The organism is Arthrobacter sp. TE26545, assembly GCF_056279005.1.
Genome location: NZ_JBWBQM010000001.1, coordinates 426,601 through 448,076, shown reverse-complemented (window position 1 = coordinate 448,076; position 21,476 = coordinate 426,601). Strand labels below are relative to the sequence as shown.

23 protein-coding genes are annotated in these 21,476 nt (G+C 67.1%); 15 read left to right on the top strand and 8 right to left on the bottom strand.

Annotated features, from left to right (window positions below):
• The first annotated feature begins 21 nt into the window (after window positions 1–21).
• Window positions 22–867, top strand: coding sequence for a DUF1684 domain-containing protein (locus ACZ9CK_RS02005; protein ID WP_476049087.1), 846 nt, complete (start codon window positions 22–24; stop codon window positions 865–867).
• Between the two features lie 16 nt (window positions 868–883).
• Window positions 884–1,543 carry a LysE family translocator gene (locus ACZ9CK_RS02000; RefSeq protein WP_476049086.1) on the top strand — a complete coding sequence of 220 codons (660 nt, stop codon included), beginning with the start codon at window positions 884–886 and terminating at the stop codon, window positions 1,541–1,543.
• A 49-nt stretch (window positions 1,544–1,592) separates the two neighbouring features.
• Here ACZ9CK_RS02000 and ACZ9CK_RS01995 read toward each other — a convergent pair whose 3' ends face one another.
• The gene (locus ACZ9CK_RS01995; protein ID WP_476049085.1) at window positions 1,593–2,858 is read right to left on the bottom strand and encodes an acyl-CoA dehydrogenase family protein; all 1,266 of its coding nucleotides are present in this window, start codon (window positions 2,856–2,858) and stop codon (window positions 1,593–1,595) included.
• Window positions 2,855–3,646 (bottom strand): SDR family NAD(P)-dependent oxidoreductase, encoded by a 792-nt coding sequence (locus ACZ9CK_RS01990; protein WP_476049084.1) that lies wholly within the window; start codon window positions 3,644–3,646, stop codon window positions 2,855–2,857. The genes ACZ9CK_RS01995 and ACZ9CK_RS01990 overlap by 4 nt, the downstream gene beginning before the upstream one ends.
• 107 nt (window positions 3,647–3,753) lie before the next feature.
• Between ACZ9CK_RS01990 and ACZ9CK_RS01985 the strand changes: the two genes are divergently transcribed.
• Window positions 3,754–4,878 (top strand): glycoside hydrolase family 76 protein, encoded by a 1,125-nt coding sequence (locus ACZ9CK_RS01985; protein WP_476049083.1) that lies wholly within the window; start codon window positions 3,754–3,756, stop codon window positions 4,876–4,878.
• Here ACZ9CK_RS01985 and ACZ9CK_RS01980 read toward each other — a convergent pair.
• A complete protein-coding gene (locus ACZ9CK_RS01980; protein WP_426302104.1) occupies window positions 4,875–5,483 on the bottom strand; it encodes a YdeI/OmpD-associated family protein in 609 nt (202 codons plus the stop codon). The two genes, ACZ9CK_RS01985 and ACZ9CK_RS01980, sit on opposite strands and share 4 nt — an antisense overlap.
• 56 nt (window positions 5,484–5,539) lie before the next feature.
• Between ACZ9CK_RS01980 and ACZ9CK_RS01975 the strand changes: the two genes are divergently transcribed.
• From ACZ9CK_RS01975 to tgt, 6 genes are all read left to right on the top strand, one after another.
• The gene (locus ACZ9CK_RS01975; RefSeq protein ID WP_476049082.1) at window positions 5,540–6,226 is read left to right on the top strand and encodes a VOC family protein; all 687 of its coding nucleotides are present in this window, start codon (window positions 5,540–5,542) and stop codon (window positions 6,224–6,226) included.
• A gap of 106 nt (window positions 6,227–6,332) precedes the next feature.
• Entirely contained in the window at window positions 6,333–6,734 is a 402-nt protein-coding gene (locus ACZ9CK_RS01970; protein ID WP_426302102.1) for a hypothetical protein, read from the top strand.
• Window positions 6,735–6,804: 70 nt separating this feature from the next.
• Window positions 6,805–7,344: an NUDIX hydrolase family protein gene (locus ACZ9CK_RS01965; protein ID WP_426302101.1), complete on the top strand. Its 540-nt coding sequence runs from the start codon at window positions 6,805–6,807 to the stop codon at window positions 7,342–7,344.
• Window positions 7,345–7,453: 109 nt separating this feature from the next.
• Entirely contained in the window at window positions 7,454–8,452 is a 999-nt protein-coding gene (locus ACZ9CK_RS01960) for a DUF6707 family protein (RefSeq protein ID WP_476049081.1), read from the top strand.
• Window positions 8,453–8,521: 69 nt separating this feature from the next.
• Window positions 8,522–9,244 carry an SRPBCC family protein gene (locus ACZ9CK_RS01955; protein WP_476049080.1) on the top strand — a complete coding sequence of 241 codons (723 nt, stop codon included), beginning with the start codon at window positions 8,522–8,524 and terminating at the stop codon, window positions 9,242–9,244.
• Window positions 9,245–9,295: 51 nt separating this feature from the next.
• Entirely contained in the window at window positions 9,296–10,612 is a 1,317-nt protein-coding gene (tgt, locus tag ACZ9CK_RS01950; protein WP_476050839.1) for a tRNA guanosine(34) transglycosylase Tgt, read from the top strand.
• Between the two features lie 17 nt (window positions 10,613–10,629).
• Here tgt and ACZ9CK_RS01945 read toward each other — a convergent pair whose 3' ends face one another.
• A complete protein-coding gene (locus ACZ9CK_RS01945; protein WP_426302098.1) occupies window positions 10,630–11,343 on the bottom strand; it encodes a queuosine precursor transporter in 714 nt (237 codons plus the stop codon).
• A gap of 246 nt (window positions 11,344–11,589) precedes the next feature.
• Here ACZ9CK_RS01945 and ACZ9CK_RS01940 point away from each other — a divergent pair, with 246 nt between their 5' ends.
• The gene (locus tag ACZ9CK_RS01940) at window positions 11,590–12,252 is read left to right on the top strand and encodes a TetR family transcriptional regulator (protein ID WP_476049079.1); all 663 of its coding nucleotides are present in this window, start codon (window positions 11,590–11,592) and stop codon (window positions 12,250–12,252) included.
• A 19-nt stretch (window positions 12,253–12,271) separates the two neighbouring features.
• Window positions 12,272–12,709: a hypothetical protein gene (locus ACZ9CK_RS01935; protein WP_476049078.1), complete on the top strand. Its 438-nt coding sequence runs from the start codon at window positions 12,272–12,274 to the stop codon at window positions 12,707–12,709.
• A 71-nt stretch (window positions 12,710–12,780) separates the two neighbouring features.
• On the opposite strand, the gene ACZ9CK_RS01930 is transcribed toward ACZ9CK_RS01935, so the two are convergent.
• Window positions 12,781–14,325, bottom strand: a complete 1,545-nt coding sequence (locus ACZ9CK_RS01930; protein WP_476049077.1) for an MFS transporter — start codon at window positions 14,323–14,325, stop codon at window positions 12,781–12,783.
• Window positions 14,326–14,542: 217 nt separating this feature from the next.
• Between ACZ9CK_RS01930 and ACZ9CK_RS01925 the strand changes: the two genes are divergently transcribed.
• From ACZ9CK_RS01925 to ACZ9CK_RS01910, 4 genes are read left to right on the top strand one after another with little or no spacing between them, the layout of a single operon-like run.
• Window positions 14,543–15,211, top strand: coding sequence for a response regulator transcription factor (locus ACZ9CK_RS01925; protein ID WP_476050838.1), 669 nt, complete (start codon window positions 14,543–14,545; stop codon window positions 15,209–15,211).
• A complete protein-coding gene (locus tag ACZ9CK_RS01920) occupies window positions 15,208–16,680 on the top strand; it encodes a sensor histidine kinase (protein ID WP_476049076.1) in 1,473 nt (490 codons plus the stop codon). Before ACZ9CK_RS01925 ends, ACZ9CK_RS01920 begins: the two co-directional genes overlap by 4 nt.
• Window positions 16,673–17,686, top strand: coding sequence for a TAXI family TRAP transporter solute-binding subunit (locus ACZ9CK_RS01915; RefSeq protein ID WP_476049075.1), 1,014 nt, complete (start codon window positions 16,673–16,675; stop codon window positions 17,684–17,686). The genes ACZ9CK_RS01920 and ACZ9CK_RS01915 overlap by 8 nt, the downstream gene beginning before the upstream one ends.
• Before the next feature lie 35 nt (window positions 17,687–17,721).
• Entirely contained in the window at window positions 17,722–18,567 is an 846-nt protein-coding gene (locus ACZ9CK_RS01910) for a hydroxymethylpyrimidine/phosphomethylpyrimidine kinase (protein ID WP_476049074.1), read from the top strand.
• A 4-nt stretch (window positions 18,568–18,571) separates the two neighbouring features.
• On the opposite strand, the gene ACZ9CK_RS01905 is transcribed toward ACZ9CK_RS01910, so the two are convergent.
• The 3 genes from ACZ9CK_RS01905 to ACZ9CK_RS01895 all read right to left on the bottom strand — a co-directional run bounded on the left by ACZ9CK_RS01905 (window position 18,572) and on the right by ACZ9CK_RS01895 (window position 21,418).
• Window positions 18,572–19,543: a serpin family protein gene (locus ACZ9CK_RS01905; RefSeq protein ID WP_476049073.1), complete on the bottom strand. Its 972-nt coding sequence runs from the start codon at window positions 19,541–19,543 to the stop codon at window positions 18,572–18,574.
• Window positions 19,495–19,866 carry a hypothetical protein gene (locus ACZ9CK_RS01900; RefSeq protein WP_476049072.1) on the bottom strand — a complete coding sequence of 124 codons (372 nt, stop codon included), beginning with the start codon at window positions 19,864–19,866 and terminating at the stop codon, window positions 19,495–19,497. The genes ACZ9CK_RS01905 and ACZ9CK_RS01900 overlap by 49 nt, the downstream gene beginning before the upstream one ends.
• Before the next feature lie 124 nt (window positions 19,867–19,990).
• On the bottom strand, window positions 19,991–21,418 hold the full coding sequence (locus ACZ9CK_RS01895) for an amino acid permease (protein ID WP_476049071.1): 1,428 nt from the start codon (window positions 21,416–21,418) through the stop codon (window positions 19,991–19,993).
• Window positions 21,419–21,476: the final 58 nt, after the last annotated feature.

Genomic DNA, 21,476 nt, shown 5'->3' with positions numbered 1-21,476 from the left:
CAGACACAGACCGGAGGAATCATGACCGCAACAGCACCCGCCGACGCCCAGATCGAACGGTGGCAGCGGTTCCGCAGCAGCCGCAACACGGCCCTCGCAACTCCGCACGGCTGGCTGACCCTCACCTCGTTCCAGTGGCTTGAAGCCGAACCGTCCGCCGTCGAACTCGTCCCGGGGCTCTGGTCAACCGACGGCACGACGGCGACCCTCACCGCGAGCGCCGCCGACGGCCTCACGCTCGTAGAGACCGGCGAGCCGGTGGACGGGACGATCACGGCCGTCCTGCAGGACGAGGAATCCCTCATGTGGGTGCAGTACGGCGGGGTGGACGGCACCGACGTGGTGGTGGAGCTGGCCATGCGCGCTGACAAGTACGCCATCCGCACCCGGGATGATTCCTCGCCCGTGCTGACGGAGTTCGACGGCGTGCCCACCTTCGACTACAACCCGGACTGGGTGGTCACGGGCCGCTTCGAGGCCTACCCGGAACCGGTGGATGTGCCGATCGGCACAGCGAATCCCCTGGTGGACGGGGTGCACCGATCTGTGGGCGAGGTGGTCTTCCACGTGCCGGGCCGGGAACACGAGGTCCGCCTGCACGCCGAGGAGGAGAAGCTCGGTGCCCTCAACGTGACTTTCCACGACGAGACGAACGGCAACACCACCGACGAATGGCGCAAGGTCTTCGTGCCCCGCCCGCGAGTGGATGCTTCCGGAACAGCGTCCGTGGTGGTTGATTTCAACCGCGCCATCAACTACCCCAGCGCCTTCACGCCGTACGGCACCTGCCCAATGCCCGTCGTCGGAAACTCGATTGACGTGGCCGTGGAGGCAGGCGAAAAACTCCCGTCAGGACGCATTATCTGAAGGCTCATATCCTTGGATGGTGAACCTTCAGGAATCCCTCCTCGGCTACGCGGCGATCGCGGCCCTCATCACCGTCATTCCGGGTACGGACACCGCGCTGGTGCTGCGGTATTCGATTGCCCAGGGCCGCCGCCACGCCTACATGGCGGCCTTCGGGATGATCGCCGGCGCCTTCGTCTGGGGCGCCGCCGCGGCCACCGGGGTTTCCGCGCTGCTCACGGTCTCCACCGTGGCCTACGACGTACTGCGCCTGGGCGGTGCGGTGTACATGCTGTGGCTGGGTATCGGTCTCTGGCGCGCTTCCCTGAAGAAGTCCGACGCCGACCTCCCGCCGGGTGCCCTCCCCCACCTGAGCCTGGAACCGCTGCGCCGGACCTGGCTGAAGGGCTTCGTGTCCAACCTGCTCAATCCGAAATACGGGATGTTCTGCATCGCCGTCATCCCGCAGTTCCTGGTGCCGGAGGTGCCCGCCGTCTGGATGGGCCTGCTGTTGTCCGTGGTGAGCAACGTCGAGGCCGTGGTGTGGTTCGCGGTGATCATCTCGGCGGCACAGTTCTTCCGGAAGTGGCTGCAGGGCGCCCAGTTCCGCCGCTGGATCGACCGCGTCACCGGCACCGTGCTGGGGTCCTTCGGTGTGGTGGCCGTCGTGGAGACTTTCGCGCCGCGGCACGCCTGAGGTCCGGCGGCACGCCTGAGGTCCGGCTTCCCGCCAAAAACGGGCCTCGCTACACGATCGCGGACACGCCCGTGACATTCCGGCCCACGATCAGCGAGTTGATCTCGAAGGAGCCCTCGTAGGTGTAGATGGCCTCGGCATCGGCGAAGATCTTGGCCATCCGGTAGTCCGTGACGATCCCGTTTCCGCCGAGGATTGAGCGGCCCATGGCCACTGTCTCCCGCATGCGGGCGCTGCAGTAGGACTTGGCCAGCGCCACCTGTGCCATGCTCGCGCCGCCGTGCCGCTCGCCTTTCGCGTCAACGTAGGCGTCTTCCTGGAGCTGGGCGATCCTGGCCATCATGCCCATGCTGGCCACCGCGTTGCCGAGCATGTCCACCAGCTGCTGCTGGATGAGCTGGAACTTCGCCAGCGGCCGGCCGAACTGTTGCCGTTCCAGTGCGTACTGCCGGGCGACGTCGAACGCTGCCAACTGCTGCCCTACCGCCTGCCAGGCAACCATCAGGCGCGAGCCGCGGAGCAGGTAGTTGGTGTCGGTAAAGCTGCTGATTCCTGCGAAGCGGTCTGCCTCCGCAACGCGCACATCCTTGAAGGTGATGTTGGCGTTCTGCACGGTGCGCAGGGCGATCTTGTTCTCGATTTTGGTACGTGTCACCCCGGGGAGATTGCCGTTCACGATGAAGGCCCGGATCACCTTGTGCCCGGCGTCGAGCTCCGCTTCGTCGAGGGCCCAGACCAGCATGTGGTCGCAGAACGTCCCGTTCCCGATCCAGCGTTTGGCGCCGTTGAGCACCCAGTGGTCACCGCCGTCGTCGGGACTCCCCGGAACCCGCCGGGCGGTGGTCTGCAGGCCGCCCGCCACATCCGAACCGTGCTCCGGCTCGGTCAGCGCGAAGGCGCCGGTGGTGCGGAGGTTGGAGGCGTCGTCGAGGTAGCGGTCCTGCTGCTCCTTGGAGCCGAATTCGAAGAGCGATTCCACGAAGAGGTCGTGGTGGACCATGAAGAAGGTGGCGATGGAGGTATCCACCCGGGTCATTTCGGCGATCACCAAGCCCGCGAACAGGTTGCTGTAGCCGCGGTGGGTGGGCGCGCTGAGCCGGAGCCCGCCCAACTTGGGCAGGAGGTGCGTGGGGAACTCGGCGTTGTCCCACCAGGCCTTGGCGTACGGTGCCACCTCGCTGGCCAGGAATTCGCGAACCTCCTGGAGCTTGCGTTGTTCCTGGACGCTGAGGAGGGATTCAAAGTCGAAGAAATCCGCCGCAGGCAACTCATCCTGTGCCGGAGTGTCGCCGCCGGGCACGGTGTCCGGGCTCATTTCGGCGCCATCCGGATCGCGCCGTCCAGTCGGATGGTTTCGCCGTTGAGCATGGCGTTCTCCACGATGTGCACCACGAGGTTGGCGTATTCGCCGGGACGGCCGAGCCGTGCGGGGTGCGGGACCTGCTGCCCCAGGGAGTGCTGGGCGTCCTGCGGGAGACCGGCCAACATTGGCGTTTCGAAGATGCCCGGCGCGATGGCCATGACGCGGATCAGCGAGCGCGCCAGTTCCCGGGCGATGGGCAGCGTCATCGCCGCCACGGCGCCCTTGGATGCGGCATAGGCGGGCTGGCCGATCTGGCCGTCGAAGGCGGCGACCGAGGCGGTGTTGATGATGACGCCGCGCTCCGGACCGCCGAGTCCGGTGGTCACGGGCTCGGTGGCGGCCATGGCTGCCGCGGCCAGCCGGATGACGTTGAAGGTGCCCACGAGGTTGATCTGGATGACCTTGTTGAAGCTTTCCAGCGGCAGCACGCCGTCACGACCCAGCACCTTGCCCGGGGTGGCGACGCCGGCGCAGTTGACCACGATGCGCAGCGGGCCGAGGGCCGTTGCGGCGTCGACGGCGGCCTGCACCTGGGCTTCGTCGGTGACGTCGGCGGGGACGAAGGCCGCCTTGGAAGCCGCGCCGGAGGCGTTCAGTTCCGCGGCGAAGGCCTCGCCCGAGGAGGACGGAAGGTCGATCAACACCACCGAGGCACCGGCGTCGAACAGCCTCCGGGCCGTCGCCGCCCCCAGTCCCGATGCCCCGCCGGTGACCAGTGCCACCGCTCCGCTGATGTCCATCCATCCTCCTTGATGCAAGCCACTGAAGTTAATGCATGTTAACTGAATCACATCAATTCCGCAGCCCTGGCCGGTGCCGCCTCCTCCGGCGAACTAGGCTTGGCACCATGTCCGCCGCAGAATCACCGCAGGAGTGGGCCCGCCGCGCCGACGAGGCCGCCCGCTCCGTCACCCGGACGTTCGGCAAGCGGCTCTTCTTCCTCCCCGGCACGCACATCGGCGCCTCCGTCCGGCCGCAGAACCGTTTCCGGGCACTGCTGAAGCCGTGGAACTACTGGTGGCAGGCGCACTACGTGGACTGCCTGGTGGACACCGGCCGGCGCGAGCTCGCCTCGGGCATGAAGTTCGACGGCGCCGCCCGCCCTAGTGCCGGGCGCCTGGCCTCGCGGCTGGTCACCACCGTCCGGCTGCGGAACTTCCTGCGCTTCGTCAACAACTACTACGACGACATGGCCTGGCTCGCCCTGGCCACCCTGCGCCTGGAAGACCTCGCCGAGCAGAGCCGCAAGACGGGCCGCGGCGCGGGCCGCCTCCGCAACGCCAAGGTCCGCGAAAGCCTCACCCTGCAGTTCGATTCGGCCTCCACGGAGGACCTGGGCGGCGGCACCTTCTGGAACGTCGCCCGCGACTTCAAGAACACTCCCGCCACCGCGCCCGTTGCCCTCTACTACGCCCGCACAGGCCGTCCCGAAAGGGCCCAAGGCCTCCTGGACTGGCTCAACGCCCGGCTGTTCGACCCGGAGCGCGGCCTGTATCTGGACGGCCTGCGGATCCGGGGCGCCGAAACAGTGCTCGTGGCCGACATCTACAGCTACAACCAGGGCCCCGTGCTCGGTGCCATGCTCGAACTCGGCGGCGGGGAAAACCTGAGCCGGGCCGCTGACCTGGTGGCGGCCGTGTCGCGGCAGCTGACCCTGGACGGGGGCATGGTTGTCCACTGCCATGGAGACGGCGACGGCGGCCTCTTTACGGGGATCCTGCTCCGTTACCTGGCCCTCGCCGCAGCCGACGAACGCTTACCGGAAAACGCCCGCCGGCAGGCGCGGCAGATGGTGCTGGAAACGGCGGAAGCCCTTTGGACAGGCCGGACGGAAACGGCGCCGGGAACCCTCACGTTCTCCAGAGACCCGCGGCGGCGGGCCGCCGAGATGTACCCGCCGGGCGCCGCCGTCGAGCTTTCCACCCAGCTGCAGGCCTGGATGGCACTGGAAGCGGCCGCCAGCCTGGGCTAGCTGAGGGGCGGCGTCTCCGGCATCTTCTTCTGCGGGTACGGCGCCTCATGGCGGGCCAGCATGTCCACGAATCCGGCGATCTTCCGGGCCCGGGTCTCGGCCCGCTTCACCGAGTTGGTCCGGTAGATCAGGGCGAAGCGGTTCACGGAAGTGAGAACGTCGAACATGGCCTGCGCCTCCGGGACGGCGGCGATCGCCGCGGCGAGGTCCTCGGGAACCTCCGCGGAGGCCTGGCCCGAATAGGCCTTGTCCCATCGCCCGTCGGCTTTGGCGGCCTCGACGGCGGCCCGGCCGGCGCCGTGCATCTTTCCGGCGGCTTCGAGGCGGGCGATGTGTCCGACGTTCCTCTCGGACCAGGGGCTGCGCAGGCCGCGGCGGGTCATGCGCTGGAACATGCTTTCCGCGTCGCGACGCTTCGCCTGCCCGTCGATCCAGCCGAAGCACAGGGCCTCGTCCAGGGCGGCGTCGTAGTCCAGTTCGGTGACGTTGCCGCCCTTCTTGTGCAGGACCAGCCAGACGCCGGGGCTGCTGCTGTGGTTCGCTTCCAGCCAGGCGCGCCATTCCGCGGCGTCCTTGACCAGCAGTTCTTCGAGTTCAACGGCCATGTGCCCATTCTGCCGCCGATCACCGACATCCGGCTGCCGCGCGTAGGCTGGGGGCCATGCTGCGTGTCCGCCCCATCCATTTCACGTCCCGCCCCGAGGCCTGGGAGCCGCTGCTGGGTGCGCTCGGCATGATCAAGACCGTGGACGACGACGACCGGCGCGAGTTCGACGCCGGCTCCGGACGCCTCGCCCTGCACCGGGTCCCTGCGGGATCGGCGGAGGACGCAACCACCGTGTTCGGCGTCGAAATCGGCGACCCGGCGGAGTTCGCCCGCCGCACCGAGGCCGACGGCACCCGCGCCGAGGTCATCGACGCCCCGCACGGGACCACCGTCCGGATCACGGCGCAGGACGGCTTCAGCTTCCTCGCGGACAAGGCCGCACACGGCGCCGTGTGCGCGGACGCTGACCCGGCCCTCGCCGTCGTCGGGATCTGGCTGACGCCCGCCGTCGAACGGTCCGCCCAGGAACTGCGCAACATCGGTGCCCGGCCCCGCCGGGAAACCCCGGACGCAGCGGATTTCAGCACCAAGAACGGCGGGATCCTGGCCGTGCGCGCCGGCTCACGGCCAGCGGGCGGCGGCCTCGAATTCGAGTACGACGGCGGCCTGGACGGTTTGCGGGAACGGCTCGCCGGTGCGGGTGTTCCCGTCCGGGATGAAGGCGGCGCGCTTCTGGCGACGACCCCGGACGGCGGAGAGCTCGTGGTGCGGCAGGGTCCAAACCCCGGCACAGCCAGCTAGGCGGTTGCAGACACCGCTTGGCCAGGCCGCCCCTTGACCATCCGGCACGACGGTGACGTAATGAAAATGTCCACGGTGCTGCACTTCCGGATCGCTGGGGCGCCCCGTGGCAAGCATGGCGAAGGGTGCCGTGCGGGCAGCAGAGGAGGGCATCGTGGGCATACTGGATTCCATTTCGAAGGGGATGCAGGTGGTTGATGGTTCGGGGGAAGTCATCGGCAGGGTCGGGGAGGTCGTTCCGCCCAACGAAAAGGCGGAGATCTTCGAAGAAGCCGTGGTCGGCTCCGAGCCGGACTTGCTCACGCTCGGCCTGAACTCAGTCTTCGGCCGGGAACCGAAAGTTCCTGAGCTGATGGCGCGGCGGCTGTTCCATTCCGGCTACATCAAGATCGATTCCCGCGGTTTCCTGGCCGGGGACACCTACGCAGCCGCGGATACCATCAGCCGCGTCGAAGAAGGAAAGCTGTACCTGAGCCTCACCCGGCACGAACTGTCCACCCAGGTCTGAACCGTTCGCCTTCGGCACGGCCCGCCGCCAAACACGGCCCGCCGGGCGATGGATGGGGTAGAAATTAAGCATGAGCGTGCGCACCCCTGACCCCAACCCCGGCTGGTTGTCCCCCGAGGACCTGTTCGAGGCGCGCGGACGCCTCCCCATGGTCTACGTGGAGGCGGTGCCGGTCCGGCTGGATCCGCTCGGCTTCGTCAACGAGGTGGGCACGCTCCTGCAGGGCGACGCCGACGGCAACATGGTGCGCTACCTCGTCTCCGGCCGCGTGCTGTACCGCGAAACTATCCGGGCCGCGCTGCTGCGCCACATCGAGAAGGACCTCGGCCCGCTGGCCTTCCCGCAGCTGCCCATCAGCCCCGTCCCGTTCACCGTGGCCGAATACTTCCCTGCCCCCTCCCAGACGGGGTTCACGGACGACCGCCAGCACGCGGTGTCCCTGGTCTACGTGATCCCGGTGACCGGTGAGTGCGATCCGCGCCAGGATGCCCTCGAACTGACGTGGATGACCCCGGACGAAGTGCTCAGCGCGGAAGTCCAGCAGGAGTTCGACGGCGGCCGCGGCAACCTGGTGCGCCAGGCGCTCGCCTTCGCCGGGGTCGGCATGTAGCCAAGGCTGCGCCCTTCCACGCCTTTCCACATAGCCGGAAAGCCTCCCGCGGCCGGACGCGCCTGTTCTATAGACTGGTGGGCGGACCCCAAGCAAAGGATTTTTGGCGATGACCCACAGCCCGGCCGATCAGCAATACCGTGAAAAGCAGGCTGGGGCCCTGCAAACCGGTGACTACCTCTTCCCCCCGGGCAACGGCCCCGCGGAACAGATCACCGGCATCGCGCTCGAATACGACGACTTCGGCGTGCCCGCCCTCGTCCTCGTGACCACGGCCCACGGCGGCCGCATCCGCATTGCCTTCTCCTCCGCCGTCCCGGTGGGCGAACCCGGCAGCGTTGTCAACGAGTCCGCCGGTGAGGCGCCCGACGCCGGCGGCGAGGCTTCCGGGGACGACGCACCTTCCGGTGAGCTCCCGGCGGCGGCCGCACCCGTCGTTGTCGTCCCCCCGCTTCCTGCCGCTCCACCGTCGCTGAACGCTCCGACCGCCGCCCAGCTGGCGCTGATCCCGGCGCCGTCCGGGACCCCGGAGTCCGTGATCGCCGCAGCGGCCGAGGCCCACCCGGGACGCAACGGCGTGGCCGTGCTGAGCGAACGCCTGGTCAAGGGCGTCAACACCAAGTCCGGCAGTTGCCTTCGCGACATCAGCGACCTCGCGCACGACCTCTTCATCCAGCTCCGCGATCCGGACAACGCCCTCGCCGTCGCCGATCTGCTGAACGTGCTGCCCTTCGACGGCAACCGGGACCGCTGGGCCTCGGTGGAACGCGCCCTGGCCCTGTCCAGCTTCATCTGCCGGGAACTCGGGCAGGAAGAGCGTGCCGCGGTCTACGCCCAGTTGCTGCAGGCCCCGGATTCACTGGAGACCGACCCGTTCCGGGCCAGGATCGCGGCCCGGGTCCGCCAGCGGGCGCTCAACGAGCCGAACCTGTACGACAAGGAAATCTTCCGCTCCATCGACAACGGCAACCACGACGCCGAACGCGAATGGCGGCTGCTGCGCTTCGAGTCGCTGTTGTTCCTGCGCGCCCACGGCGGTTCGGAGACCCTGCGGATCAGCGAACTGGACCACCGCCTGGCCAACGAGCTCGAAGCGGTCCGCGCCTAGGCTGAGCCGTGCTGCCCGGCCACCTGTCAAGGCTGTTGCCGTCACCTGAACGGGAGTAGATTCGGGCCCATGACGAACAATCTGAGCGTTGTGGTTAATGCCGACGCGCTGCAAGTTTGGACCATGCTGCGCGAACCATCGCGGGTAGCCCAGTGGCACGGCTGGGAAAGCGACGATCTCAGCGATGAGATCAACCAGATCTACTTCAGTTCCAATGTGGTCGAGGACCCGGACCACACCAGCCTCACCGTGAACGGCGGGGACGAGTTCGAGCTGCATCCGGTCACCGGCGGCACCGAAGTGCGGGTCACCCGGGCCGCCCTGGACCATGATTCAGAGTGGGCCGACTGGGATGAAGACATCACCCAGGGGTGGCTGACGTTCCTCCACCAGCTGCGTTTCGCCTTGGAACGGCACCCGCACGGGCACCGGCGCACGCATGTGGTCACCTTGCCGGGCGGCGGATCGGCCATCGAAAAGCTGGGGCTGAACGAACTGCCGGCCCCGGGCGAGGAATACGAACTGACCCTGCCCACCGGCGAAGCGATCTTCGGCAAGGTGTGGTTCCGCACCCGGCACCAGGTGGGGGTCACCGTCCACGGTTACGCCGAACACGGCGAGGGCCTGCTGATCGTGGCCGAACAGCAGGCGATCCCGGAGAAGCGGCCCGACGGCGGGGCGCTGGTTATTGCGTCCACCTACGACCTCGGGGCGCAGCAGCTCGAGTCGGTCCGCTCCCACTGGGACGGCTGGAAGGCTGAGAACTACCCCACAGAGGTGTCCGCGCGCTGACACTTCCCGGCAATCGGCTGGCAGACTGTAACGGTGCCAGCCGATTCCGTCCTGCCTGATACCAGTCCCGTTGCCGGTTCCCCGGCTTCCGCGCCCTTCGCGGAGCGCCAGTCCGCGTTCTCGTTCTCGGTAGGGTCGCGCCTCGCCGAGAGCTGCGGGCCGACGCCGGAACAACGGGACGGCAACGGCGGCGAATTCCTCGGCCGCACCGGAACCATCACCACGCCGCACGGGACCATCCAGACGCCGGCGTTCATCGCCGTCGGGACCAAAGCCACCGTGAAGGCCGTGCTGCCTGAGTCCATCCGCGGCTTCGGCGCACAGGCCGTGCTGGCCAACGCCTACCACCTGTACCTGCAGCCCGGCCCGGAAATCCTCGACGCCGCGGGCGGCCTTGGTGCGTTCATGAACTGGGACGGGCCAACCTTCACGGACTCCGGAGGCTTCCAGGTGATGAGCCTGGGCTCGGGTTTCAAGAAGGTCATCGACATGAAGACCGTGCCGGTTGCGGAATCCGCCGTCCCGGACGATGCCGTGGCACCCGGCAAGGAACGCCTGGCCCACGTCGACGAGGAGGGTGTCTGGTTCAAATCGCACCTCAACGGGGACAAGCACCGCTTCTCGCCGGAGATCTCCATGCGGGTGCAGCACCAGATCGGTGCGGACATCATGTTCGCCTTCGACGAGCTGACCACCTTGCAGAATTCCCGCGCCTACCAGGAGGAATCCCTGGAGCGCACCCGCCGCTGGGCCGAACGCTGCGTCACCGAACACCGGCGGCTCACCCTTTCCCGGGCAGGGAAGCCGTACCAGGCCCTGTTCGGCGTGATCCAGGGCGCCCAGTACGAAGACCTGCGCCGCAAGGCGTGCCGGGACCTTGGCGCCATGGACTTCGACGGTTTCGGGATCGGCGGTGCGCTGGAAAAGGAAAACCTGGGCACGATCGTGCGCTGGTGCAACGAAGAGCTGCCGGAAAACAAACCGCGGCACCTGCTGGGCATCTCCGAGCCGGACGATATCTTCACCGCCATCGAAAACGGCGCGGACACCTTCGACTGCGTTTCCCCCACCCGGGTGGCCCGCAACTCGGCGTTCTACACGGCGGACGGCCGCTTCAACTTGTCCGGCGCAAAGTACAAGGCTGACTTCGGACCGCTGCAGGACGGCTGCGACTGCTACACCTGCCTGAACTACTCCCGGGCCTACATCCACCACCTGTACAAGGCCAAGGAAATGCTCTCGGCCACGCTGATCTCCATCCACAACGAACGTTTCGTGGTGAAGATGGTGGACGACGCCCGCCTGGCCATCGAATCCGGGGATTTCTTCGAGTTCAAGGCAGAGACCCTGGGCCGGTACTACGCCTAGGTGCGGACTTCAACGGGTCATGCAGCCCCGTAGCTCGGCTCCCGCTTCTTCACCCAGCCGATCACAAGCGAGGTCACGGGTACGAAGATGAACTCGACGGCGGTCTTGTAGACGAAGCCCACCACCACGTAGTTGACGAAGGTTCCGAAGTCCGTGATGCCGATGACCGACGCTGCGATGCTGCAGAAGATGAGGGTGTCCACGAATTCGCCCGCACCGGAAGAACCCATGAGCCGCGCCCACAGGGACTTCTCCCCGCTGCGTTCCTTCATCTTCACCAGGACCCAGGAATTGATGGTCTGGCCGGCGAAGAAGCCCAGGAGCGAGGCCAGCACGATCAACGGCACCGGGCCGAGGGCGCCCTCAATGGCGGCCTGCTTGGCGTTGCCGTACTCATCGCCGAAGCCGGGCAGGACAATGATGATCCAGTAGCAGAGCGAGGCGAACACGGAGAGCGCGAAGGTGGTGATGATCGCCTTCCGCGCCGCCTTGAAACCGTAGACCTCGCTCACGACGTCGCCCAGGATGTAGGCCAGCGGGAACAGGAAGAATCCGCCGTCGGTGACGATCGGGCCAATCAACACACCCTTGGACGCGCCGATGTTGGACAGGATCAGCACCACGGCCATGACAGCCAGGATGATCGCGAAGTACGGGGAACCGATCGAGGCAAAACGGGGCGGGGTTTTGAGGGCCGTTTTCGGGGCAGCAGAGCCGGAAGGCGTGGTCAATGGATGTCCGTTCGTAGTGGTTCGCGCAGGCACCGGACAACTCCACGGCGCCCCGCTGTATTAGCACTGGATGTCCCGCCGCACGGAAATGGAGTCCTAGCGGAGGGGAACGTCTTCCATTGTCCCATCACCTGATCCTGTAGCCTCCGCACGCCAAACCCAAGACGGAAAACAACTCTTTGAACATGTTCAAAAACTGTGCCACTATTTGAACACGTTCAAAAACGGCGGCAACGGAGGAGCCACGTGACAGCCAAGAGCGAGCAGACCCGGCAGCGGCTGGCCGACGTAGCCTTGACGCTGTTCCGCGAGATCGGCTTCGAGAAGACCACCATGCGCGCCATCGCCCAGGAAGCCGGTGTCTCCGTGGGCAACGCCTACTATTACTTCGCGTCGAAGGACGATCTGGTCCAGGAGCTCTACGTACAGGTCCAGGCTGAGCATGCCGTTCTCGCCGCTGACACCATCAAGGACGTGAAGGATTTCGCTGGCCGAATCAGGGCCGTGTTCCACACCGGTATCGGGGTCATGGACCCGTACCACGCCTTCGGTTCGGAATTTATCGCCACGGCAATCCGCCCTTCCTCGCCGGTGAACCCCTTCAGCGAAGAGTCCAGCGCCGCCCGAGAGGCATCGCTCACTATCTTCCGGGCGGCCGTCGACGGTTCTACTCCCGCCCTGCCCAGGAAGCTGCGCGCGGACCTCCCGGAACTGCTATGGCTGGCGTACATGGGCATCGCCCTGTTCTGGGTCTACGACAAATCCGAAGACCAGCGGCGGACCCGGAAACTGATCGACGGCGCGGTACCGCTCCTGGCCCGCGGCCTGTCGCTGACCAGGCTCCCCGGCGTCGGGAAGATGCTCGACGACGTCCTGGATCTCACCCGCAGCGTCCGGAACCCGTCATGAACATCACCAAGGAGGAGAAATGACTGCAGGTCTGCCTGAGGATCCCGAAAGGGAAGGCTACGGTTTGGCCGAGCCTGCCGCACGTTATACCAAACCGAACCTTCGAGTGACCTTCGGCGCCGGGACTTTCTGCTTTGGAGTGATGATTACCCACCTGACGTTCAGCGTTCTCTTCGGTATCGCAGGCGGCGGAACGGGGATGCTGGTCGGCGTCCTCTTCTACGGCGTTATCCCGGCGCTCATCACTGCCTTGGTGCTCGGGCTGCCGACCGGCTTGCTGATGCGAAGCGTACACAACCAGTGGCTGCACGTACTGGCGTTCGCCCTGGTCGGGGCGTTTGCCGGATTGCTGTGGGCCGCCCTCAGTGAATCTGCCCCGCTTTTCGCGCTGCTGCTCGGTCTCTCCGCCGCCGTCGGCCGTCTCTCCGTCTGGAAGGCCGTCAAGGTTAACGTGTGAGGCCCGCTCTACGTCCTTTGCGGCGTGCAAAGGACGTAGAGCGGGCCCCACAACGCGGGCCTCACAACGAGCTAGGCGTCCACCAGTTCCTTCTTATCGTCCTTATCGTCGTCACCGTCGCGAACGCTCCCGCCGCGGCCTGAACGGGCACCGGCGAACGCGTCGCCCTGTTCCGCGTCCAGGTGGGTGGCCTTCTTGTTCTTCAGGGCGAAGATGTAGACCAGCAGGGACAGGAAGATCGCCACGGTCACGTAGGTGAAGAACAGGTCCTCGCGGCCGGTCTTCTGGAATGCGGCCCCGATCAGCGGAACCGTGCCGCCGAAGAGGGAGTTGGCGATCGCGTATCCCAGGCCCACGCCGAGGGCGCGGATGGAGGCGGGGAAGAGTTCGGCCTTCACCAGAGCGTTGATGGAGGTGTAACCGCCGACAATCAGCAGCCCGCCCATCATCAGCAGGAACGCGGTGAAGGGATCCTTGGTGCCGGCCAGGGTGGAAAGCAGCGGCCAAGTGAAGAGCACGCCGGTCACGCCGAACCAGAGCAGCAGCGGCTTGCGGCCGATCTTGTCCGAGATCAGGCCATAGACCGGCTGGAGCAGCATGAAGATGAACAGGGCCCAGAAGTTGATTACCGAGGTGTCCGTCTTGGCGATGCCGGAGGTATCGTTCATGAACTTCAGGATGAAGTTCGTGTAGGTGTAGAAGGCCATGGTGCCGCCCATGGTGACCCCGATGCAGATCAGCAGCGGCTTCCAGTGCTTGGTGAACAGCAGCTTCATAGTGCCGGGCTGGGCTTCGCCTTCCACGCGGACGTGGGCGGCACGGATCTGGTCCGCCGAGACCGTCTCCTCCATGGAGCGGCGCAACCACAGGACCACCAGGGCTGCCACGCCGCCGATCGCGAACGGAATCCGCCAGCCCCAGCCGGTCAGGGCGTCCTTGGCCATGGTGTTCTGCAGGATGACCAGCACCAGCAGGGCCAGCATCTGGCCGCCCACCAAGGTGACGTACTGGAAGCTGGAGAAGAAGCCGCGCCGCTTGGCAGTGGCGGCCTCGGACATGTAGGTGGCGCTGGTGCCGTATTCGCCCCCGACCGAGAAGCCCTGAAGCACCCGGATGAAGATCAGCAGGACCAGGGCCCAGATGCCGATTTCCTGGGTAGTGGGCAGGATCGCGATGCCGAAGGAACCGATGGACATCATGGTCACGCTGAGGGTCAGCGCGGCCTTGCGGCCCTTCCGGTCGGCGTAGCGGCCGAAGAACCAGCTGCCGATCGGTCGCATGAGGAACGACGTCGAGAAGACGGCCATCGCTTCGAGTCCGGCCTGCAGCTCGTCCTTGGAGTTGAAGAAATGGGCCTGGAAGTAGGCGGCAAAGACCGTGTAGACGTACAGGTCGTACCACTCCACCAGGTTGCCCGCGGAGCCTTTGAGGATGTTGCTTACGGCCCGGCGCGTCTGCGCCGATTCGCCCTGCGCCGATTCCCCCTGCGCTGATTCGCCCTGTGCCGATTCCCCCTGCGCTGATTCGCCCTGTGCCGATTCCCCCTGTGCCGGGTCGCTTGAGGGCGCTGATTGCTGAGTGCTCATCGATGAACCTTCCTTGCGTGGCGCCGCCATCGGCAGCCGTTTACTGCATAAGTCCAACCGCAAAGCTAGTGCGTGATTCCGGGCACATCCAACGCCAAAGGGCATTTCCTAACACTTCCTTAGGAAAGGCCGTATGGCCGGAAAAGCACCGCGCCAGGAGCGGAACTACCGCAGAGGCGGTAAGGTCCAAACGGAACGCCGTGCGGAAAATCCGCAGGAAAACACCCAATACAGAGGACCCAAGGCAATGCGCGTGCTGATCGTCGAAGACGACGATGCGATGGCATCGGCACTGCTCGCGGCCGTCCTCTCCGCCGGGCACAAGCCGCACCGGGTAGCCCGCGGCGCCGATGCCCTCCTGGTCCACCGGGACTACGACGTGATCCTCATGGACCTTGGCCTCCCGGACATCGACGGGCTGGAACTGCTCCGCAAACTCCGCCAGGTATCGGACTCCCCCATCCTGATCCTCACGGCCAGGGACGATGAACGCAGCGTGGTCCTGGGCCTGCGCCTCGGCGCGGACGACTATCTCGTGAAACCGGTGAAACTCGTCGAACTGCTGGCCCGCATCGAAGCCGTCACCCGGCGGGTCGCCCGGGCGGCAGGCAACCGTCCGCATTCCCTGGTGATCGGGGAACTCGACGTCGACCTCGACCGGCGCGTCGCCGTCGTCGGCTCCCGCGAGCTGCAGCTGACCGCAACGGAGTTCGACCTCCTGGCGCTGCTGGCCCGGAACGCCGGCTCGGTGGTGACCCGCGAACAGATCCTCGACGCCCTCTGGGGCGACGCGTTCCTCGCGTCCTCCCGCTCGCTGGACGTCCACCTGACCGGTTTGCGCTCCAAGCTGGGGCTCCCCGGCTTCATCATCAACGTGCGCGGAGTGGGCTACCGGATCGAGGCAGAACGGGCATGAGGCTGCGGGTCCTGGGCACCCTGGGGGTGCTGGCCGCGCTCCTGGTGGTGGTGGCCGCCGCCGCGATCCTGAGCTCCGCCAGCCGCGAACTCGCCCAGGAGGTACAGATCAACCGGGTGTCCGCGCTCAACCGCTTCGCGCAGCTCGCCTACGACGCCGCCCTGGACGGCGACTCCGGCCAGCTCCAGGGCGAAATGGACCGCTACTCCGCGCTGTACGGCGAAGGTGTCCTCATCCGTTTGCCGTCCGGGACGCTGCGCTCCGGCGGGCTCGGCGACGGGCAGCCGGAAGTGCGCAACGCCGTGTCCCAGGCGAGCCTGAACCTCAGCAACACCACCCTGCCACCCGTGCAGGCGTTCGGCTCGGGCCCGGCGTTCATCTCCCGTTCCTTCGGGCCGGCGAGCCAGGTGCTGGGCGAGGCTGTACTGGAAGTGAAGCTCGACGCCGCGCGGCAGAAACTGCGCGAACGGTACCTTCTGGTGGGCCTGGGCGCCGTGCTGCTCTGGCTGCTGCTCCTGCTCGGTGCTGCCCGGGTGACCGCCTGGGTGCTGCGTCCGGTGCACCGCTTGAACTCCGCGGCCCAGGAACTCGCCGCCCGCGGGAAGACCGCGCGGCTGCCCGAGGCGGGCCCGCCGGAACTGCGGGAGTTGAGCCGCAGCTTCAGCCGGATGGCGCAGGCCGTGAGCGAAAGCATGGAGTCGCAGCGCCTGCTGATCGCCGACACCTCCCACCAGCTAAGGAATCCCGTGGGCGCCCTGCGGCTGCGGCTGGACCTCCTGCAGCTCAAGCTCCGCTCGGCCGAGGAGCAGTCCGCCGCCGCGGACGTCACCGCCGAGCTGGAACGGGTGGAGGAAATTCTCGACGGCGTGCTGCGGCTCGCCTCCGCCGAACACCGGGCGTCGGAGCAGCAGAGCGGCGGGCCGGCGTCGTCGGAGGCGAAGGTCCCGGACATCGATCCCTACGCGGTACTCCAGGAGGAGACGGACCGGGCGAGGCCCGCCGCGGAGGCCGCAGGCGTCGTCCTCGAACTGGAAGCCCTCGAACTGCAGCCCGGCCGCGCGCTGCGGCTGCATTGCAACCCCGCCGAACTGGCGCACATGGTGGACGAACTGCTCGCCAACGCCATCAAGTACGCTCCCGGCACGAAGGTCACGGTGGCCCTCCGCGCGCGGGAGGGTGCGGTATCGATCGAAGTGTCCGACGGCGGTCCGGGCCTGCCTGCCAAGGACCGGGCTGCGGCCACCTCGCGTTTCTGGCGGTCGCCGGAGCACCAGGCGATCCGCGGCACGGGGCTGGGCATGACGATCGTGGAGCGGCTGGCGAAAGCCAACGGCGGCCGGCTGGTACTGGAGGAGAACCCCGGCGGCGGGCTGCGGGCATTGCTGGAGTTCCCGGGGACCGGATCGAGCGGGGGTCATTCGGGCGCCGACGGTTCAGGAGCGGGCAACCCGGAGGCCACCGATGGCTGAACCAGGAATGGACATGTCCCGCCGGGCCGTGCTGCACACCGCGCTGAAGGCGGGCCTCTCCGCCGGGCTGGTCGGCCTGGGACTGCCCGCACTTGCGGCGTGCACGCCGGGTGGTGGACCGCAGAGCATCACCGTCGCCGGCGGTGAAAGCGGCGGCTTCTACCTCGAGTTCGCCACCCTGCTGGCCGGGGCCCTGCAACGGGAAGGCGTGGCCGGAACGGCAGAACCGCTCACGACCGGGGGCAGCCTGGAAAACCTGGAGCTGCTCCGCGCCGGCAAAGCGACCTTCGCGATCGCGCTGGCCGACGCCGCATCGCAGCAAGCAGGCTCATTGGCGACGGACGCCGCGCCGGCGATGGCCGCCGTCGGGAAGGTCTACGAGAACTACGTACACTGCATCGTGCGCAAGGACAGCGGAATCCGGAGCCTCGGCGAATTGGCGGGCCGCACGGTCGGCACAGGCGAGTCCCGCTCCGGTACCTCATTGACGGCGCGCAGGATCCTGGAAACCTTCGGTGCGGGCATCGGGCGGGAGGCGTTCGCGAAGCACCCGCCCATGGAACGCAACCTGGGGCTGAACACGGGCCTGGCGGCGCTGCGGGCGGGAATGGTGGATGCCTTGTTCTGGTCCGGCGGCGTGCCCACGGCAGCCATCGCGGCGTTGAACAAGGACCTCGGCTTGGCATTCCTGGACCTCTCGGCGCTGATCCGCCCGATGCGCTCGCGCTTTGGTCCGTTCTACGACCGCGTCCTCATCCCGGAGAACAGCTACGCCGGCGCGCCGGCCGTGTGGACGGTGGGCGTGGCCAACCTGCTGCTCTGCCGGCAGGATCTTGATGACCGCACCGTGGAACGGACAGTGGAACTGCTGGTTACGCGTGCGGGCGAGCTCGTTCCGCAAACCAGTGCCGGGGTGCAGTTCCTCAGCCCGGATACCCTGATCAACACCACGGGCATTCACCTGCACCCTGCGGCAGAGCGGGCGTACCGGACGCTGCACGGCTAAGAACGCACACGCGGCTGAACTGGCAGGATGGAGGCATGACTTCCGCAGTTTCCTTGCACGCCGTTCGCTCTGCCCAGTCCACTGCCATCGCGCTCACCATCGCCGGTTCCGAGGCCACGGGCGGCGCCGGCGCCCAGGCCGACCTGAAGACCTTCCAGGAACTCGGCGTCTTCGGCATCGCCAACCTCACCTGCATCGTTTCCTTCGACCCGCAGGACAACTGGAACCACCGCTTCGTGCCGGTGGACCAGCAGGTGATTTCCGAGCAGCTCGAGGCCACCACCGCCGCCTACGGCCCGGAGGCGCTGGACACCGTCAAGATCGGCATGCTCGGAAGCCCCGCCACCATCGCCACCGTGGAATCCGCCCTGGCGGAGCGGCAGTTCGCCAACGTTGTGCTGGATCCGGTGCTGATCTGCAAAGGCCAGGAACCCGGCCACGCCCTGGATACGGACCAGGCGCTGAAGGCGAAGATCCTGCCGCTGGCCACCTTCGTCACCCCGAACCGTTTCGAAGCGGAATCCCTGTCCGGCCTGTCGATCACCACTCTGGAGGAGCTGAAGGCCGCGGCCGTCCGCATCCACGAGCTGAGCGGAGCCGCCGTGCTCGCAAAGGGCGGCGTGCGGCTGGAAGGCCCGGACGCCGTCGACGTCTATTACGACGGCGGCACGCTGGAAGTGCTGTCCGCTCCGAAGGTGGGCGAGGTGGCTGTGTCAGGCGCCGGTTGCTCGCTGGCCGCGGCGATCACCGCGGAACTCGCGAAGGGCGCCGCTCCGCTGGAGGCGGCCAAGACGGCGAAGGCCTTCGTCACCGCCGGGATCGAGGCGCGGGTGTCCTCGAACGCACCGTTCGACGCCCTCTGGCAGGGCGGCGCCCGGTAGTCCCCTACCTAGGGTCCGCCACCTGCCCCATGAACAGGGGCAGGCCCGTTTCCACATGAACGATCTCGTAATGGAACGGCCGGTCGAAGCTGATGCTCCGCGGCGGCAGCACGGCGGCGCTGTCCCGGGCGTTGATCTGGGTGACGGCCGCGGCCACGGTGCCTTTCTCGGCCACCGTGATGTTTGCTGCCTGCGCCGCCGCCGTGAGGAACATCCCCGGCTGGATCGCGTTGAAGTCGGTGTCCGTGCTGAAGGTCTCCTTCAGGCCCATCCGGATGAGCATCTTCTTGAGGTCGAACTTGCTCTTGTGGTCCCATTTGGGCAGTTTGATGTCAATGAGCGACGGCGATGCTTGCCCGAGTGCCTCCGCCACCCGGGCGAGCGTCCCGGCGTCGAGGGTTTCATCGGGCGTGCCGGCATCCGGCAGCACCAGCCGCATGGCAAAGCCTTCGGCGTAGGGCAGGTCGACCGCCTGCCAGCCCTCGCCCTTCGCGTAGGCCACGTTCGCCGTTCCCTCCATGGTGGGCACGTTGAGCACCTCGCCGCCGGCCTTGGTGAAGGGGCGGTCCCGGGTGTTCTCCGGATCGAACGGGACCTTCCAGGCGGCGGCGAAGTACACGGCGTTGAGCAGGCTGAAGGTGTCCTCCGGGTCGAATTTCACCGGGGCCTTCTTGATGCGCCCGCCGGTGTTCTTGTCCACCCACGCGTCAATGGCCGGCTCGGTCACCGCGGCGTTGCGGAAGTCCACGGGGTACACGCCGGTGCCGTAATGCCTGGCCAGCGTATCCAGGTAGGCCTTGCCGGTCGCGGTGTCCTTGTGGATGAAGAGGCCGTCCGCAACATGCACCACAGGCTTGCGCGGCGGGTTCTTCTCGTCCACCGAGGCGGGGTCGCCGTCGAACTTCTCGAGTGAGGCGAGCAGCGCATTCATGGATTCGTCGCGCGCGGCTGCGGGCAGTCCGAGCACCTTGTCCATCTCGGCGGCGGCCGCCCCGGACGCACACCGGCTCGCAGCATCGACAAGGCGATCAGCAGGCTCCCGGGCGAGGAGACGACGTTTCCGTTGCGTTCCTCGCCGCCGTCGGCGATCAGTACCGTGCCGAGTTTCAGCGATGACGCGCGGTAGGCAGCGAGCTCCTTCGGGTAGGCCGAACTGCTGGCGGCGGCCCTTTCGGCGTCGGCCTTCAGGAGCGCCGGGGCCGCCTGGGGTGCCGGCGACGGCGCGCAGGCCGTCGCGCAGGCCGTCAGCAACGCGGCGGTCCCCAGCGCGAGCAAGCGGACAAAATGCTTGGTTTTCATGGCGGACCTCCCGCGGTGGTGGCTGCTTCCAGTCAAGCAGCCACCACACGGCGAGGCCATGGCCGGACGGTCACGTTTGCGGCTCGCTTCGCTTGCGATTCCGCATACGCCCGCCGGCTGCCCGCTACTTCGAGGCGCCTACCGGCTCTTCGTCCTTTTCGGATGCGGCCCGGCGGGCCTTGAGCTTGTTGTTCACCAGCGGCCAGAAGAGGGCCAGCACGGCGACGGACACCAGCGAGGTCCACACCTGCGTGCGGCCGGAATCGCCGGAGAAGAGCATGACCACCACGATGCCCAGCACGGCCGCGATCACCAGGATGCCCAGCCAGGGGTGCAACCACATTCGCAGCTTCAGGGCCGCGGTTTCTTCAGGGGTCATGCGTGCCCGGGTGCGCAGCTGGGTCAGGGCGATGAAGGCGTAAACGAACAGGGCCACCAGGCCCGCGGAGTTCATGATGAAGTCGAAGATGCCTGAATCCGGTGCCGCGAAGTTGATGATGACGGCGGCGTACCCGCCCAGCGTGGAGGCGATGACGGCGGCAAGCGGGATGCCGGTGGATGACTTGCGGGCGATGATCTTAGGCGCGTAGCCCTGCCCGGCGATCGACGAGAACATGCGGGCGGCCGAGTACAGGCCGGAGTTCAGCACCGAGCACACGGCGGTGAGGATGACGGCGCTCATCACGACGTCGGCGCCGGGCAGGCCGTAGAGGCTGAAGAGGTAGGCGAAGGGTGCCTTGTCCTTGGGCGCGGGGAGCTGGTTCCACGGGACGATGGTGACGATGAGGAGGACCGCGCCGACGAAGAAGATCAGAATGCGCCAGATCACGGTGCTGGTGGCCTGGCGGACGCCCTTGGCCGGGTCCTCGGATTCGGAGGCGGCCATGACGGCGATTTCGGTGCCGAAGTAGGAGAAGATCACGATTGCCACGCCGCCGATCACAGCGCCGAAGCCTTCAGGCATGAAGCCACCGTGCTCCCACAGGTTCGGGACGGCGAACTGGGCATTGGGCCACAGTCCGAGCGCGAAGAGCACGCCGACCACGAGGAAGACCACGATCGCGGCCACCTTGATGCTGGCCAGCCAGAACTCGGTTTCGCCGAAGGAACGCAGGGACACCAGGTTGGCTCCGGTGAAGACCAGGAGCAGCAGGACCGAGAAGATCCACTGTGGAATGGAGGGCACCCAGCCGTGCAGAATGGAGCCGCCGACCACGGCCTCGTAGGCGATCACGCCCACCCAGAAGTACCAGTACAGCCAGCCCACGAAGTAGGCGGCCCAGTCGCCGAGGCCAACGCGGGCGTACTCCATGAAGGAGCCGACGGCGGGGCGGGCCGCTGCCATTTCGCCCAGCATGCGCATGGCGAGGAAGACCAGCAGGCCGCCGATCAGGTAGGAAATGACGGCGGCAGGACCCACCGCGTGGATCACGTTGGCGGAGCCGACGAAGAGGCTGGAACCGATGATGCCACCGAGGGTGATCATGGTGACGTGTCTGGAGCGGAGCTTCTTGGGTCCGTGGCTTGTTGTGCCGGGGGTGTCGGCTGACATGGGTACTTCTTTCTTTGGGGAGTGCGGTGCCCGGAGGGCACACGGCATCCTATGTGAA